The sequence below is a fragment of the Shimia sagamensis genome (assembly GCF_900182745.1).
GTDB classification, from domain to species: Bacteria; Pseudomonadota; Alphaproteobacteria; order Rhodobacterales; family Rhodobacteraceae; genus Shimia; species Shimia sagamensis.
This window is the reverse complement of sequence record NZ_FXTY01000001.1, coordinates 653,157-668,528: the sequence shown is the minus strand read 5'-3', so window position 1 is coordinate 668,528 and position 15,372 is coordinate 653,157. Positions and strand designations below refer to the sequence as shown.

Below are 15,372 nucleotides of genomic sequence, written 5' to 3'. Positions count from 1 at the left end.
TCTGTGGGATTTTGCAAGCTGGGGAAACTCACCCCCGCTTCAAGGAAATCTCCCGATTTTCTGCACGGTGGACAGGGAAAACTTTGCCTGTGGGAGGAATCACCCGCATACCGGTATCTCCACGCAGTTACCCACAGTCATACAGCTGTCACTTTTCTCTCAAGCCACTGAAATTGTTTACTCCTTTTAACTTTCTCACCAGATGTTGATACAGATCAGAGCGAACCATTCAGATGTGGGTAAGTCCTAGGGAAACTCAATAATCCACAGGATTGGACCTCCCTACTTAATCATCATCCTTTTCTATATATATTTATTTATTATAGAGAGGGCCCGGCTTCGATCAGGATCAAACCATCATGAGTTACTTTCTCGTCGATATTTACCCTTACGTGCTTTCTCTGCACATCATCGCAGTGATCAGCTGGATGGCAGGTATTTTTTATCTACCTCGACTCTTCGTCTATCACGCAGAACGAGCGCAGCAGGGCGATCAACTCGACGAAACTTTGAAGGTTATGGAATATAAGCTTCAGCGCTACATCATGGCACCCGCCAGCATTGTTGCTTGGATCGCAGGTCTCACGCTGGTGTTCACCCCTGGTGTGGTCGATTGGTCGGCAATCTGGCCCTACACCAAAGCTTTTGGCGTGCTCTCCATGACAGTGTTTGATCACTGGCTGATGATTATGCGAAAGAAGTTTGGCCGAGATGAAAACAAACTCTCCGGCCGCCAGTATCGCTTGATGAATGAAGTTCCGACGGTTTTGATGGTTCTGATTGTGGTCTCAGTTGTTGTAAAGTTCTGAAGCGTTTGACTCAGGCGAAGAAAGTGGCGTAGAACTGCCGCCAACTGGCCCGTCCGGGCTAAGTGTCTTCCAGATACAGAGTACATGATCTGCCCCGCATTCGGGCAGCACAGGATATTTTCATGACACAAGAAAAGCTTGCTCTTGGCACGTTGAAAGCCAAAAGCCCCAAAGATCTCTTGGCAATGGCCGAAGAGCTGGAGATCGAAAACGCCTCCACTATGCGCAAAGGCGAGATGATGTTCCAAATTCTGCGGGAACGCGCAGATGATGGATGGGAAATCTCCGGCGATGGTGTGCTCGAGGTGCTGCAAGACGGCTTCGGTTTCTTGCGCTCTCCAGAGGCAAACTACTTGCCGGGTCCCGATGACATCTACGTCTCCCCTGAAATGATCCGTAAGTACTCTCTGCGCACCGGTGACACCGTGAATGGGGTTATGACCGCCCCAGGTGACACAGAACGCTATTTCGCGCTCACAGGCGTGTCTCAGATCAACTTTGAGGCGCCTGAGAAAGCCAAACACAAAATCGCGTTTGATAACCTCACGCCGCTGTATCCTGATGAGCGTTTGAAGATGGAGATCGAAGATCCGACCATCAAGGATCGTTCCGCTCGGATCATTGACCTTGTTGCGCCAATCGGTAAGGGGCAGCGTTCCCTAATCGTCGCGCCGCCACGTACAGGTAAAACCGTACTGTTGCAGAATATTGCACACAGCATCGAGGCCAACCACCCAGAGTGTTACCTGATCGTTCTGCTAATTGATGAACGTCCCGAAGAGGTGACGGACATGCAGCGCAACGTCAAAGGCGAAGTTGTTTCTTCGACCTTTGATGAGCCGGCCACACGTCACGTGGCGGTTTCTGAAATGGTGATTGAAAAAGCCAAGCGTCTTGTTGAACATAAACGAGATGTTGTGATCCTTCTGGACTCGATCACAAGACTTGGTCGCGCCTTCAACACTGTAGTGCCGTCCTCGGGTAAAGTTTTGACCGGTGGTGTGGATGCCAACGCGCTGCAACGCCCCAAACGTTTCTTTGGTGCGGCCCGTAACATCGAAGAGGGTGGCTCACTCACCATCATTTCCACAGCGCTGATCGACACCGGCTCACGCATGGACGAAGTGATCTTCGAAGAATTCAAAGGCACCGGTAACTCTGAGATCGTGCTGGACCGCAAAGTGGCAGACAAACGTGTCTTCCCAGCGATCGACATTCTCAAATCCGGCACGCGGAAGGAAGATCTGCTCATCGAAAAAGGGGATTTGGCCAAGACATACGTCCTGCGCCGCATTCTCAACCCGATGGGCACCACCGATGCTGTGGAGTTCTTGCTTGGCAAGCTTAAGCAAACCAAGAGCAATAGCGATTTCTTTGACTCGATGAACACCTAAAGGATGCGTGATGGCCTATGTGGCTGACACAATTTTCGCTCTAGCAACGGCCCCCGGTAAAGCGGGGGTCGCTGTCGTTCGTGTGTCCGGTTCGCAGGTTGTTGAAGCGGGCAGGGCGCTTTTTGGCGCGCTTCCAAAGCCGCGTTTGGCTGCGCTCAAGCTGCTGAAAGACCGCGAGGGGCGTCGCCTGGACAAGGCTTTGGTGCTTTATTTCGAAGAGAGCGCCAGTTTCACCGGAGAAGACGTACTGGAACTGCACCTGCATGGCTCCACCGCTGTGGTGAATGCGGTTTTGCGTGAACTTTCAGAAATGGATGGACTGCGGCTGGCAGAAGCCGGGGAGTTTACCCGTCGGGCTCTGGAAAATGGATGCCTCGACCTGGCTCAGGTCGAAGGTCTCGCCGACCTGATTGATGCGGAGACAGAGGCCCAGCGACGGCAAGCCTTGCGTGTTCTTTCAGGTGATCTTGGAAATCTTGCCGGAAAATGGCGCACTGATCTTATTCGCGCTGCGGCCTTGATCGAAGCCACGATTGATTTTGCAGACGAAGACGTGCCGGTTGATGTGACGCCAGAAGTGACAGACCTTCTGGCTAGTGTGCGCGCTGAGCTCGATAAAGAAATTGCAGGTGTCGATAGCGCCGAGCGCATTCGCACCGGTTTTGAAGTTGCCATCCTCGGCGCTCCCAATGTTGGAAAATCCACGCTTCTCAACGCGCTTGCCGGGCGTGAAGCGGCCATCACATCAGAATATGCCGGCACCACGCGTGACGTGATCGAAGTGCGTATGGAATTGAACGGCCTGCCTGTGACATTGCTGGACACGGCGGGTTTGCGCGAAACCGATGATCACGTCGAAGGCATTGGTATTCAACGGGCCCGTGAAAGGGCAGGCGCGGCTGATCTTCGGGTTTTTCTGACGTCTGAAGGCGAAGATCCAGACTTTGCGCCTCTGTCAAATGATGTGATCCGGTCTGCCAAGGCAGACACACTGGATAACCCGCAAAATGCTATATCGGGGAAAACCGGATTTGGTGTGTCCGAATTGGTCGCGGAGATCACTACCAAGCTTTCTGAACTAGCCGGGCGATCCGGCGTAGCAACGCGGGAACGTCATCGGATTGCAATGAAGCGGGCCTCGGAGTCCCTGGAGGCTGCGCGCACGGTTATCGCCTTGGGGCCGGATCACTATGATATAGGCGCCGAAGAACTGCGCACGGCGATTCGTGCCCTTGATTCCCTTGTTGGTCATGTCGATGTAGAGAACTTGCTGGACGAAATCTTTTCGAGCTTTTGTATCGGAAAGTGAATCAAATTTGAGGAGTGTTTCACGTGAAACATTTTGACGTCATTGTAGTTGGAGGCGGTCACGCCGGCGTCGATGCCGCCGCGGCCTCTGCCCGTATGGGTGCGAACACCGCGCTCATAACTTTGAAAAAGTCTGGCATTGGCGTCATGTCTTGCAACCCGGCGATTGGCGGGCTGGGAAAGGGGCATCTTGTTCGGGAAGTTGACGCGCTTGATGGGGTCATGGGCCGCATTGCAGACAAGGCTGGTATACAATTTCGACTTTTGAACCGACGTAAGGGTCCAGCAGTGCAAGGGCCGCGTGCGCAATCTGACCGCAAAATCTACCGTACGGAAATGTTGGCAGAGATCGAAGCCACACCAAACCTGAAAATTGTAGAAGGTGAGGCCATCGACTTTCGTATGAAGGATAATGCTGTTCGTGGTGTTGTCCTTGCTGATGGCTCTGAAATCAGGGCACATGCGGTTGTATTGACCACAGGTACCTTCCTGCGCGGTGTGATCCATATCGGGGACGTCTCACATTCAGGCGGTCGCATGGGTGACAATGCCTCGGTCAAACTGGCAGAGCGAATCGATAGCTTTAACCTCCCCTTAGGCCGCCTCAAAACAGGTACACCGCCTCGTTTGGACGGTAAGACCATCAAGTGGGATTTGCTCGATAGCCAACCAGGTGATGACGCCCCGGTGATGTTCTCTTTCATGAACAAGAAACCGGCTGCCCGTCAGGTCGCATGTGGCATCACGCATACAAATGCCAAAACACATGACATTATTCGCGAGAATCTGGCGCGCTCCGCAATGTATGGCGGCCACATTGATGGGGTTGGGCCACGCTATTGTCCATCGATCGAAGATAAGATTGTGCGGTTTGCCGACAAGGATTCACATCAGGTCTTCTTGGAGCCGGAAGGATTGGATGATGACACCGTGTATCCCAATGGCATATCGACCTCGCTGCCGGTTGATGTCCAAGAAGCTTACGTCCGGTCCATCTATGGGCTGGAACAAGTTGAGATCCTTCAGCCCGGTTATGCCATCGAATACGACTATGTTGACCCGCGTGCTTTGAACGCTGAATTGGGTGTTAAGAACGTTCCAGGACTGTATCTCGCTGGGCAAATCAACGGCACCACGGGTTATGAGGAGGCGGCTGCACAGGGATTGGTGGCTGGATTAAATGCCGCTTTGTCTGCCCAAGGCAAAGACCCACACCATTTTAGTCGTTCCGACAGCTACATTGGTGTGATGGTAGATGACCTGATCACTCGGGGCGTGACGGAACCTTACCGCATGTTCACCTCTCGAGCTGAGTTCCGCCTGTCTCTGCGCGCGGACAATGCGGACCAACGGCTAACACCAGTTGCCATGCAACTTGGCTTGATTGGGGAGGTGCGAAAGGCCAGCTTTTCCGACAAACAGGATCAGCTTGTGGCCGGAAAAGCTTTGCTGGAAGGTACGAGCTACACCCCAAAAGAGCTCAACGCGGTTGGTATCATGGTGAATCAAGACGGAAATCGCCGTACAGCTTTCCAAGTTCTGTCGTTTCCGGAGGTTGGGTTCTCGGATCTCATTGCGCTTGAAGAGCGCCTTGGAACGGCCCAGCCAGAAATACAGGAACAATTGGAGCGCGATGCCCTTTATGCAAACTACATTGAACGTCAAAAGCGTGATGTGGAAGCGATGCGCCGAGATGAGACGAAAATCATTCCATCTGATTTTGATTTCGACGATATTGAAGGTCTGAGCAACGAACTCAAGACGAAGCTCAATGCGGTACGTCCGTCAAATTTGGGACAGGCGGGTCGTATCGATGGAATGACACCAGCGGCACTGACACTTTTGATGGCCAAGTTGCGTCAAGCCAAGAAGGCGAGATCTGCATAATGCCTTGTCCAGAACACCTCAAAAATGATCTGAATGTTTCACGTGAAACACTGCAGCGGCTGGAAATCCTTGCAGATCTCCTGGTGAAATGGAATCCACGCATTAATTTGGTGTCAAAATCGACAATTGATGATCTCTGGAACCGGCACATATTGGATTCTGTTCAAACACTACGGTGTGCTCCACTCAGCGCCGAGCATTGGGTGGATATTGGCAGCGGCGGTGGTTTCCCAGGCCTTGTCATTGCCTTGGCTACTGGCGAGGCTGTCGCGCCAAAGAACGTCACTCTGATCGAAAGTGATCAGAGAAAGTGCGCTTTTCTCCGCACGGTCCTTCGCGAGACAGGCGTATCGGCAACTGTTGTCACTGATCGTATTGAGAAAGCAGCTGTTCAGAACGCAGATGTGCTCTCCGCCCGGGCCTTGGCTGATCTCACTCTTCTCTTGGAATTTTCAGATCGGCATCTAGCGGCAACTGGTACCGCTGTGTTCCTAAAGGGCGCGCGGTGGGAAAAAGAACTGCAATCCGCACAGAAATCGTGGTCATTTGATTGCGAAGTGGTAAAAAGTATCACGGACCCAGAAGCGGTCATTCTGAAGATCGGAGAGCTCAAACGTGTCGGATCCCACACGCCCTAAAGGGCCAAAAATCATCGCAGTGGCCAACCAAAAAGGTGGCGTGGGCAAAACCACAACGACAATCAACCTTGCTGCTGCCTTGGCAGAAGAGGGGTTTAAGGTGCTCTTGGTGGACCTCGATCCTCAAGGCAATGCATCCACAGGCCTAGGTGTGGACGTAGAAGACCGGATCCACACCACATACGATCTTTTGACAGGTGAAGTGGAGTTGGACGATGTGATCCAAACCACAGAGTCCTCAAACATGTCTATTGTCCCGGCAACTGTTGATCTCAGCTCGGCTGATATTGAGCTGATGTCCAATGAAAAACGCAGTTTTCTGTTGCATGATGCTCTGCGCCAAACAGCCATGGACAAATATGATCTGGATTACATCCTAATTGATTGCCCGCCGTCGCTGAACTTGCTGACGGTGAATGCGATGATTGCGGCGCATTCAGTGCTAATCCCCCTGCAAAGCGAGTTTTTTGCGTTGGAAGGCCTGTCGCAACTCATGCTGACGGTACGCGAGGTCCGTCAAACTGCAAATGCAGGTCTTCGGATTGAGGGCATTGTCCTCACGATGTTTGATGCGCGTAACAACTTGTCACAGCAGGTGGAGCAAGACGCACGTGATAACCTCGGTGATTTGGTGTTTGAAACCAAAATTCCCCGCAATGTCCGTGTGTCTGAGGCGCCGTCGTTTGCACAGGCTGTATTGGACTATGATTCAAGTTCCAAAGGTGCTGTGGCTTACCGCGCGCTGGCCAAAGAATTGCTTGCCAAAAATCTCAAAATCGCCGCTTAAGGGAGGCCCACAATGGCAGATAAGAAAAAACAGCGTGGCCTGGGCCGTGGCCTCAGCGCTCTTATGGCAGATGTAACGGAGGACACAACCCGTCCAGAAACTGGCACCACTGCCCGCCGTGCGGACTTGGTGGTTCCAATCGAGCGCATTGAACCGAACCCGGATCAACCACGCCGTGATTTTACACCCGAACAATTGGAAGACTTGTCCAATTCCATTCGGGAGAAAGGCGTTATTCAACCGCTGATCGTGCGGAAGAAGGCTGGTGACCGGTATGAAATTGTTGCTGGTGAACGGCGCTGGCGTGCCTCTCAAATGGCGCAGTTGCACGAGTTGCCCGTCCTTGTGCGTGATTATGATGACACGGAAGTGTTGGAAATTGCGATTATTGAGAACATTCAGCGTGCCGACCTGAACCCAGTTGAGGAGGCGATGGGTTACCGTCAGCTGATGCAAAAATTTGGCCACACGCAAGAGAAGGTTTCTGAGGCGCTTGGCAAAAGCCGGAGCCATATCGCCAACTTGATGCGGCTGCTTAACCTGCCGGATGACGTGCAAGGTATGCTGCGTGAGGGGCAATTGTCGGCTGGCCACGCACGTGCCTTGGTGACCACTCAGAACGCGTCCGAGCTGGCGCGCAAGGTGGTGAAGGATGGTTTGTCCGTGCGCCAAACAGAAAAGTTGGCCAAAAAAACAGGCTCTCTCGTTGAGCAAAATCGAAAACCACGCCCAAAGACCCGTAAGGACGCCGATACAGTTGCTCTAGAAGGTGATCTTTCGGCAAATTTGGGTATGAAAGTTTCGGTCGATCACATTTCTGGCGGCGAAAACGGAAAAATTACCATTAGTTATCAGACGCTTGATGATCTGGACGAGTTGTGCAGGATTTTGTCGTCTACGAATTAGGTCGCGACCAGATGAAAAAAAGTACCGCGCTCAAAACCACCATTTGAATGACAACCACGGTGGTTTTGACTCCAGCCAGCAACGAAAATCCAAAAACAACAGCAATGGACAGGGTTGCTGCCCTTTTTGCCGGGAGGCGAATTGCGCCGTTGCTGTTCCAGTCTTCAATCATTGGGCCGAATGTTTTGTGAGACAGAAGCCAGCTGTGTAACCGCTCAGAAGATCGGGCAAAGCAAAAGGCGGCAAGCAAAAGAAAAGGCACAGTAGGAAGAAGTGGCAACACAACACCAATTAATGCGAGCGCAACACAGGTCAGTCCACAGATAAGCCAAAGCACGCGCATTTAGTCCACCAACAATTCCGATAAAACCGAGTTAAGCACCATGCGTCCCTGCGGCAAGACACGCAATCTTGATTTCTCAATTTCAATCATGCCGATGTCTCGTAAGGTTTCAACACGTGCGCCCTCAAGTGGCTTGCCGGCAAGTGCTTCATAACGGGCTAAGTCAACGCCCTCATTCAGCCGAAGCCCCATCAGCAACAATTCAGTTGCCTGGCCTTCTTGGGAAACGGCTTCTCGCAGGTTTTCTCCATTGCCGGTCTCTGCCGCCTCCAACCACTTCGTTGGATTACGCCAGTTTTCGATGGCGTGCCGTTGACCGTTGAGGGTCACGCGAGCATGGGCTCCAGGGCCGATGCCGGCATAGTCCCCATAGCGCCAATAGATTTGGTTGTGGCGAGATTCAGAGCCCATTGCAGCGTAATTTGATACTTCGTAAGGCAGCATCCCGGCTTCGGCACAGATGTTTTGCGTGACTTCATACATATCCGCCGCAAGATCATCTTCAGGCAAGCCGCGCAGTTTGCCACGGTTGTATCGGTCGCCAAACGCCGTGCCTTGCTCAACGGTCAGCTGGTACAACGACAGATGGTCAATGGCCATGGAAAGCGCTTCACGCAGTTCTGACTGCCAATCATCCAGCGTCTGATCTTGACGCGCATAGATCAGATCAAAACTCACCCGATCAAAAGTTTTCCGTGCAATTTCAAATGCCTGTTTGGCCTCGTCTACTGAGTGGATACGTCCAAGGCGCTGAAGGTCGCGATCATTTAAGGCCTGAATGCCCATCGAAATCCGGTTCACACCGCCGTCACGAAACGCAACAAAGCGGGCCGCGTCGACCGATCCCGGGTTTGCTTCCAGGGTGATTTCCATGTCATTGGAGGTGGGCCAAAGCTTGCGGACCCGCTCTAAAATGGTCGCAACCACCTCTGGGTCCATCATACTAGGCGTGCCACCGCCAAAGAAGATGGTGTTCAAAACGCGACCGGAGGTCTCCGCTGCAACACGGTCCAGCTCGCTCAAATAGGTTCTAAGCCAGCGGAATTGGTCAATTTCACGGCTTACATGACTGTTGAAGTCGCAATAGGGGCATTTGGCCTGACAAAACGGCCAATGAATGTAGAGGCCAAAGCCCCCGTTTTGCCAGTCCTCAGCCAAAACAGCCTGCCACAAAAGCTTGCAGCGCGCGTCCGCGGTGGCTGATTTGGTTCTTTTCTTCTTTTGGCATCTCAGCGCAGGTCACGTCATAGCCGTCTGGCATGAACATAGGGTCATAGCCAAACCCACCTTCACCTCGGATCGGCCAGACCAGATCACCGGGCATGACACCTTCAAACACCTCGTCGTGTCCGTCAGGCCACGCCAAGACCAGCGTGCAACGGAACTGCGCAGAACGCGGTGCACCCGATCCTTTGGCGGTGATTTCGTCATTGGCGCGGGTCATGGCTTTCATGAAGTCGCGGCCAGTGTCGGTCTCCGCCCAATCCGCGGTGTAAACGCCTGGCGCTCCGCCCAGCGCATCGATGGTGATGCCGCTGTCGTCGGACAGGGCAGGGAGACCCGTTGCCTTGGCTGCCGCATGTGCTTTGATACGGGCGTTGCCGACAAATGTGTCTTCGGTTTCGTCAGGTTCCGGTAGATCCATATCGCCAGCCCCCACCACGGACACCCCGTGTGGGGCCAAGATCTCGGTGATCTCGGCCAATTTGCCCGCGTTGTGGGTGGCGACCAATAAGCGGTCGCCTTCAAATTTGCGGGTCATGCGGTGGCTGCCAGCTGTGCTTCAACCAACTCCGCCACGCCTTTTTCCGCCAGATCCAGCAGTTCATTCATCTGCGCACGGGAATAGGTGGAGCCTTCAGCAGACATCTGTGTTTCGATCATCTGACCATTGGCCAACATGATGAAGTTGCCATCCACACCGGCTTCGCTGTCTTCCGGGTAATCCAGGTCGAGCACAGGCTGACCGGCGTAAATGCCGCAAGACACAGCTGCCACAGGAGAAATCAGCGGATCAGTTGTTACGTCACCTGTTTTCATCAGTTTGTTCACCGCCAAACGCAGCGCAACCCAGCCACCGGTGATCGACGCACAGCGTGTGCCGCCGTCCGCTTGGATCACGTCACAGTCCACAGTGATCTGGCGCTCGCCCAAAGCCACACGATCAACGCCGGCACGCAAAGAACGGCCAATCAAGCGTTGGATTTCCACGGTGCGACCCCCTTGCTTGCCCGCAGTCGCCTCGCGACGCATGCGCGACGATGTCGAACGTGGCAGCATGCCATATTCAGCAGTGACCCAACCCAGACCGGAACCTTTGATAAAGGGCGGCACACGTGCTTCCAAAGAGGCGGTACACAGCACATGGGTGTCGCCCATCTTGATCAAACAGGAGCCTTCGGCGTGTTTGGTCACATTGGTTTCAATCGAGACTTCACGCATTTCGTTAAGCTGACGGCCGGAAGGGCGCATGGCAAATATCCTTTTCTGGGTTTGGGCTGGGGATAACCGCGGGATAAGGTTGGACGCAACCCCGATTGACCTTTGCCTTTGAGGCTATTTTATTAGGGACACAAAGGCACGGGCGAATGACAGACAGCAGCAAAATTCTCGAAGAAATGAATGATCGCAGCCGCGAGGTGTTCCGCCGCGTGGTTGAAGGGTATCTTGAAACCGGTGATCCGGTGGGGTCACGCACCCTGACCAGATCGCTATCTGAAAAGGTCAGCGCCGCAACAATTCGCAATGTGATGCAGGATTTGGAGTATCTAGGCCTTCTGGACAGCCCGCATGTTTCCGCTGGCCGCATTCCAACCCAGCAAGGCTTGCGCATGTTTGTGGATGGCTTGCTGGAAGTCGGCGATCTGGATCAGGGAGACCGTCAAAAAATCGATGCCACGTTGGGCGATACAGGTGCGGATGTGGGCAATATGCTCGATCGCGTGTCCACAGCCCTGTCAGGTGTCACTCAGGGCGCGTCGCTTGTGTTGGCCCCAAAACACGAAGCACCGATCAAACATATTGAGTTTGTCAGCCTTGGGGCGGACCGCGCTTTGGTGGTGCTTGTGTTTGCAGATGGCCATGTTGAAAATCGCCTGTTCACACCGCCGGTTGGTCAAACACCAAGCTCCATGCGGGAGGCGGCTAATTTCCTCAATGCCGTCGCCGAGGGCCGTACGTTGAGCGAATTGGGTAATGCTGTTCAGGAAGAAATCAAAAAACGACGCCAAGAAATCGACAGCCTGGCGGCTGATATGGTGGAAAATGGCCTCGCGCTCTGGTCGGATGAGGGGGAACAACAGGAGCGCCTGATTGTACGCGGCCGCTCGAATCTGTTGGGTAAAGACGAGGAAGAACAGGACCTCGAACGCATCCGTACGTTGTTTGATGACCTCGAACGTAAACGAGACATTGCCGATTTCCTCGAATTGGCGGAGCAGGGCGATGGTGTGCGCATTTTTATTGGCTCTGAGAACAAACTTTTTTCACTTTCGGGTTCCTCTTTGGTGGTGTCTCCCTATATGAACGCTGATCGTAAGATCGTGGGTGCTGTCGGGGTCATCGGACCCAAGCGCCTGAACTATGGACGCATCGTGCCGATTGTGGATTACACGGCACAACTGGTCGGGAAGCTGATTACCGACCGCGGTTAGAGGTGAAAAATGGCTGAGCCGAAAGAAAACGAATTTCTGGACGACATCGCAGATGCCGAGGCCGAAGAATTTGCTCAAAGCTTGGATGAGCTGGATGACGAGGCCATCGAAATTGATGAGCTGCGCGCCGAACGTGACGAGCTGAAAGACCGCTGGATGCGCGCGTTGGCTGATGCCGAAAACGCCCGCAAACGTGGCGACAAAGCTCGCCGTGAGGCGGAGCAATATGGTGGCTCCAAGCTGGCGCGTGATATGTTGCCGGTGTTTGACAACATGAAACGTGCTGTTGAAACCATCACAGATGAGCAGAAAGAGGCCTCTGCTGCGTTGATCGAAGGCATCGAGCTGACCATGCGCGGTTTGCTCAAGACTTTCGCCAAACACGGCATGGAGGTTATTTCGCCTGAAGTTGGCGACAAGTTTGACCCCAATGTGCACGAAGCCATGTTTGAGGCGCCGGTGCCAGGCACCAAATCTGGCGAGATCATTCAGGTCTCTGCCCAAGGCTTTATGCTGCACGATCGCCTGTTGCGCCCTGCGCAAGTAGGTGTGAGCTCCAACCCGGGCTAAAATTGTCTCCAATGACCTTTTAGAGGCTCCCGATTTACGGGAGCCTTTTTTGTTTTCACTTCCGTGGGTTGATATGCTTTCTGAACCGTGAGGACGCTGCGGCAAAGCTCAAACCCACAATTTCCTTAAGAGTTCGTTAAAGATTTTTCTGGTTTCCCCAACCTATGAACGTTATCCAAGTTGTGCGGAAAAGCGCGGTGAATACTCGTAACGATTTGATCGGAGAGTTGTTGGTGTGGTCATGGTCTTCGATATGTTTGATTTTGAGTGTTGGGCTTCTGACGGTTTCGACAGCAATGGGTAGCGCTCAACGCAATACACCCCCCCCTTTTTTTCTGAGCTGCAAGAGTTTGGAGACCGGCTTGGTTCAGAAGGACGTGCGTAATCTGTGTGACGTGCTTCAGATGAAGCTGCAAAATCATTTCCCCAACCACGCCGTAAAACAAGTTGAGGGTCCGCCCCATCCTGTAGGTGAGGGGATCTATGGGAAACTGGTTGTTCAGGCCCTTCGGTCTGATCATGTGAGCGGGTTTTTGATGTGGCGAAACCTCGAAACGGGACAAAACTACGAAGGTCCATCTATCCAGGTGGACGGAATGGATGACGCGCCAAAACAGCGTTTGTACGAGGGGTTTGCCGACGGAATGCTAAAAGTCAGCACGCCGCCTTGGGAAAAATAATTTTAGAGTGTCCGCTCTGTTTTGTGTTGTGAAGCCAGCACCAGCGCGGAGAGACAGGAGATTTTCAGAATGCCAATTCAAAACACACCTTTCGCGACTGTTGATGCCCCCATTTTCCATGAGGGCCACGGAGATGGTCACGATGATGGTCCAATCACCACTCCTGTTGTTGGGGATCCAAATGGCGCAATAGTGCCCGAAACCGTTGACGCTCCAAGCGACATAACCACGCCTTACTCAATCTCCGTTGGTGACACCTTCCAGGGGACAATTAACAACACTGATCTGGACTACATCGCCATCGATTTGGTCGCTGGTGAGTTTTATCAAGTTGCCGTGAGCGGCGATGATCCCAGGCTCTGGGTCCTTGATAGCAACGGTGACGCTTTTGAGTACAACGATGATATTGATTACAACGGTGGAAATTTTGACTCGTTCCTGACGTTTGAAGCGACCTACAGCGGTACCTATTATTTCGCGGTCAACGGCTACAACGCAGTTGCCTCCAGTTATAGTCTTTCGGTTGATACCTTCACGCCAATTGCAGACGGCTCGGTTCAGGATATGGCTGATTATCTCACGTCTGGGTATTGGACGGATAATGGAGGCACATCGCGCTCTTTTGACACGTCAGTGAGCAATGTCATCACTGTCAACATTACGTCTCTAAGTGCAGCAGGCCAGCAGTTGGCGCGCTGGGCTTTTGAAGCCTGGGAGCTTGTGGCCGACATTGATTTCCAAGAGGTTGCCGGAGCAGCCAATATCAGTTTCCAGAATACTGATGCTGGCGCGTGGTCAAATTCCTCCGTGTCGGGTGGAACAATTCTCAGTTCGACGGTTAATGTGTCCACGGATTGGTTGACCCAATTTGGCACAACATTGAACAGCTATTCGTTCCAAACTTACATTCATGAAATTGGCCACGCCTTGGGCCTGGGCCATCAGGGTGGCTACAACGGTTCGGCAGAATATGGCACAGATGAAAACTTTGGCAACGACAGTTGGCAAATGTCCATCATGTCGTATTTTGATCAGGTCGATAGCTTGGGCACAGACGCGAGTTGGGCCAACATCATGTCCGCCATGATGGTGGATATCGTGGCGATCCAAGACCTCTATGGCGCTGCCGGTGCAGGAAGCGCAACTGCAGGCAACACGGTCTGGGGTATGAACTCAAATCTCGGCGGCTACCTCGGTGATTTTTTCAACGGGGTCATCACTGTAAATAGTGCTGTTGCCATGACAATTTATGATTTGAACGGCACGGACTTGATGGACTTTCGGTCCTACACTGACGATTCACGTATCGACATGCGTGCAGGACAATTCTCTGACGTTGGTGGGTTGATTGGCAATCTTGGCATCGCTGTGGGCACTGTTATCGAGAATGTTTACACTGGTGTAGGTAACGACCACGTTACAGGCAACGACGTGGCGAATTTGATCAAAACCAATGAAGGGGATGATTGGACGAATGCAGGAGGTGGGTCGGACACGGTTTGGGGAGGTTTCGGACATGACACCATCTATGGTGGTGACGGCGGGGACCTTCTAGGTGGGTCAAACGGCGCTGATTTGCTTTTCGGTGAGAAGGGGTTCGACACGATGTCTGGTGGCTACGGCAATGACACGTTGTCAGGTGGCACTGGTGCCGACAATTTGAGTGGCGGAGGCGGCAACGACGTCTTGAAAGGTGGGAATGGATCCGACAGCCTTTTTGGCGGACTCGGTGATGATAGTGTATCGGGCGGATTTGGAGATGACAGTCTATATGGCGCTCAAGGCGAAGACACATTGAACGGTGGTGGCGGTCAAGACCGGTTGTTTGGTGGGGATGACTCTGATGTGCTCCGTGGTGGTAACGGAGAAGACACTCTTCATGGCGACATTGGCGGCGACACACTAAATGGTGGCGATGGCAATGACCTACTGGACGGCGGTAATGGCTGGGATTTCCTGAATGGCGGTGCCAACAACGACACGCTTTTAGGAGGGTATGGCTCTGACACCCTGATAGGTGGTTCAGGAGACGACTCTCTCGTTGGTGGAGGCGGCAATGATGCGCTCAATTTTGGCGCAGGCAACGACGTCGGAGACGGTGGTCTCGGTGCTGACACATTTGTCTTCTCGACAGGTGTCGGATCCAGCAACATGGTGAACAACTTTAGCTCAACAGAAGGCGATATGCTGTCATTGGATGACGCGCTGTGGGGCGGTGCGGTGTTGTCCGCAGCAGATGTTCTTAACACCTATGGGGCTGATTCGGCTGGCAACTACGTTCTAACGTTTGGAACAGATGTGATCACAATCACAGGCTGGGCTGCACAATTTGATGCCAGTATGATTGATATCATCTGATCTTGGGTGTCTGAGCAACTTGTAAAACCAGCGATGGTG

General features: G+C 53.0%; 15 protein-coding genes. 11 read left to right on the top strand and 4 right to left on the bottom strand.

Annotated features, from left to right (window positions below):
- Window positions 1-359: 359 nt before the first annotated feature.
- The 7 genes from QOL67_RS03065 to QOL67_RS03035 all read left to right on the top strand — a co-directional run bounded on the left by QOL67_RS03065 (window position 360) and on the right by QOL67_RS03035 (window position 7,729).
- A complete protein-coding gene (locus QOL67_RS03065; protein WP_283424468.1) occupies window positions 360-809 on the top strand; it encodes a CopD family protein in 450 nt (149 codons plus the stop codon).
- Window positions 810-931: 122 nt separating this feature from the next.
- On the top strand, window positions 932-2,203 hold the full coding sequence (gene rho / locus QOL67_RS03060; protein ID WP_283424467.1) for a transcription termination factor Rho: 1,272 nt from the start codon (window positions 932-934) through the stop codon (window positions 2,201-2,203).
- Between the two features lie 10 nt (window positions 2,204-2,213).
- Window positions 2,214-3,512 carry a tRNA uridine-5-carboxymethylaminomethyl(34) synthesis GTPase MnmE gene (gene mnmE, locus QOL67_RS03055; RefSeq protein WP_283424466.1) on the top strand — a complete coding sequence of 433 codons (1,299 nt, stop codon included), beginning with the start codon at window positions 2,214-2,216 and terminating at the stop codon, window positions 3,510-3,512.
- A gap of 23 nt (window positions 3,513-3,535) precedes the next feature.
- On the top strand, window positions 3,536-5,398 hold the full coding sequence (gene mnmG / locus QOL67_RS03050) for a tRNA uridine-5-carboxymethylaminomethyl(34) synthesis enzyme MnmG (RefSeq protein WP_283424465.1): 1,863 nt from the start codon (window positions 3,536-3,538) through the stop codon (window positions 5,396-5,398).
- Window positions 5,398-6,036, top strand: coding sequence for a 16S rRNA (guanine(527)-N(7))-methyltransferase RsmG (gene rsmG / locus QOL67_RS03045; protein WP_283424464.1), 639 nt, complete (start codon window positions 5,398-5,400; stop codon window positions 6,034-6,036). The genes mnmG and rsmG overlap by 1 nt, the downstream gene beginning before the upstream one ends.
- Window positions 6,014-6,823 (top strand): ParA family protein, encoded by an 810-nt coding sequence (locus tag QOL67_RS03040; RefSeq protein WP_283424463.1) that lies wholly within the window; start codon window positions 6,014-6,016, stop codon window positions 6,821-6,823. Before rsmG ends, QOL67_RS03040 begins: the two co-directional genes overlap by 23 nt.
- 12 nt (window positions 6,824-6,835) lie before the next feature.
- A complete protein-coding gene (locus tag QOL67_RS03035) occupies window positions 6,836-7,729 on the top strand; it encodes a ParB/RepB/Spo0J family partition protein (RefSeq protein WP_283424462.1) in 894 nt (297 codons plus the stop codon).
- On the opposite strand, the gene QOL67_RS03030 is transcribed toward QOL67_RS03035, so the two are convergent.
- Genes QOL67_RS03030 through rph form a run of 4 tightly spaced genes read right to left on the bottom strand, consistent with a single transcriptional unit; the run spans window position 7,719 to window position 10,544 of the window.
- Window positions 7,719-8,072: a YbaN family protein gene (locus tag QOL67_RS03030; protein ID WP_283424461.1), complete on the bottom strand. Its 354-nt coding sequence runs from the start codon at window positions 8,070-8,072 to the stop codon at window positions 7,719-7,721. The two genes, QOL67_RS03035 and QOL67_RS03030, sit on opposite strands and share 11 nt — an antisense overlap.
- Window positions 8,073-9,230, bottom strand: a complete 1,158-nt coding sequence (hemW, locus tag QOL67_RS03025) for a radical SAM family heme chaperone HemW (RefSeq protein WP_283424460.1) — start codon at window positions 9,228-9,230, stop codon at window positions 8,073-8,075.
- On the bottom strand, window positions 9,223-9,834 hold the full coding sequence (gene rdgB / locus QOL67_RS03020) for an RdgB/HAM1 family non-canonical purine NTP pyrophosphatase (protein ID WP_283424459.1): 612 nt from the start codon (window positions 9,832-9,834) through the stop codon (window positions 9,223-9,225). Before rdgB ends, hemW begins: the two co-directional genes overlap by 8 nt.
- Window positions 9,831-10,544, bottom strand: coding sequence for a ribonuclease PH (gene rph / locus QOL67_RS03015; protein WP_283424458.1), 714 nt, complete (start codon window positions 10,542-10,544; stop codon window positions 9,831-9,833). Before rph ends, rdgB begins: the two co-directional genes overlap by 4 nt.
- A gap of 116 nt (window positions 10,545-10,660) precedes the next feature.
- On the opposite strand from rph, the gene hrcA reads away from it, so the two are divergent.
- The 4 genes from hrcA (at window position 10,661) to QOL67_RS02995 (ending at window position 15,333) form a co-directional block, all read left to right on the top strand.
- The gene (hrcA, locus tag QOL67_RS03010; protein WP_283424457.1) at window positions 10,661-11,725 is read left to right on the top strand and encodes a heat-inducible transcriptional repressor HrcA; all 1,065 of its coding nucleotides are present in this window, start codon (window positions 10,661-10,663) and stop codon (window positions 11,723-11,725) included.
- A gap of 9 nt (window positions 11,726-11,734) precedes the next feature.
- Window positions 11,735-12,295 carry a nucleotide exchange factor GrpE gene (locus QOL67_RS03005; protein ID WP_283424456.1) on the top strand — a complete coding sequence of 187 codons (561 nt, stop codon included), beginning with the start codon at window positions 11,735-11,737 and terminating at the stop codon, window positions 12,293-12,295.
- Between the two features lie 362 nt (window positions 12,296-12,657).
- Window positions 12,658-12,975 (top strand): hypothetical protein, encoded by a 318-nt coding sequence (locus QOL67_RS03000; RefSeq protein ID WP_283424455.1) that lies wholly within the window; start codon window positions 12,658-12,660, stop codon window positions 12,973-12,975.
- 69 nt (window positions 12,976-13,044) lie between these two features.
- Window positions 13,045-15,333 carry a M10 family metallopeptidase gene (locus QOL67_RS02995; RefSeq protein ID WP_283424454.1) on the top strand — a complete coding sequence of 763 codons (2,289 nt, stop codon included), beginning with the start codon at window positions 13,045-13,047 and terminating at the stop codon, window positions 15,331-15,333.
- Window positions 15,334-15,372: the final 39 nt, after the last annotated feature.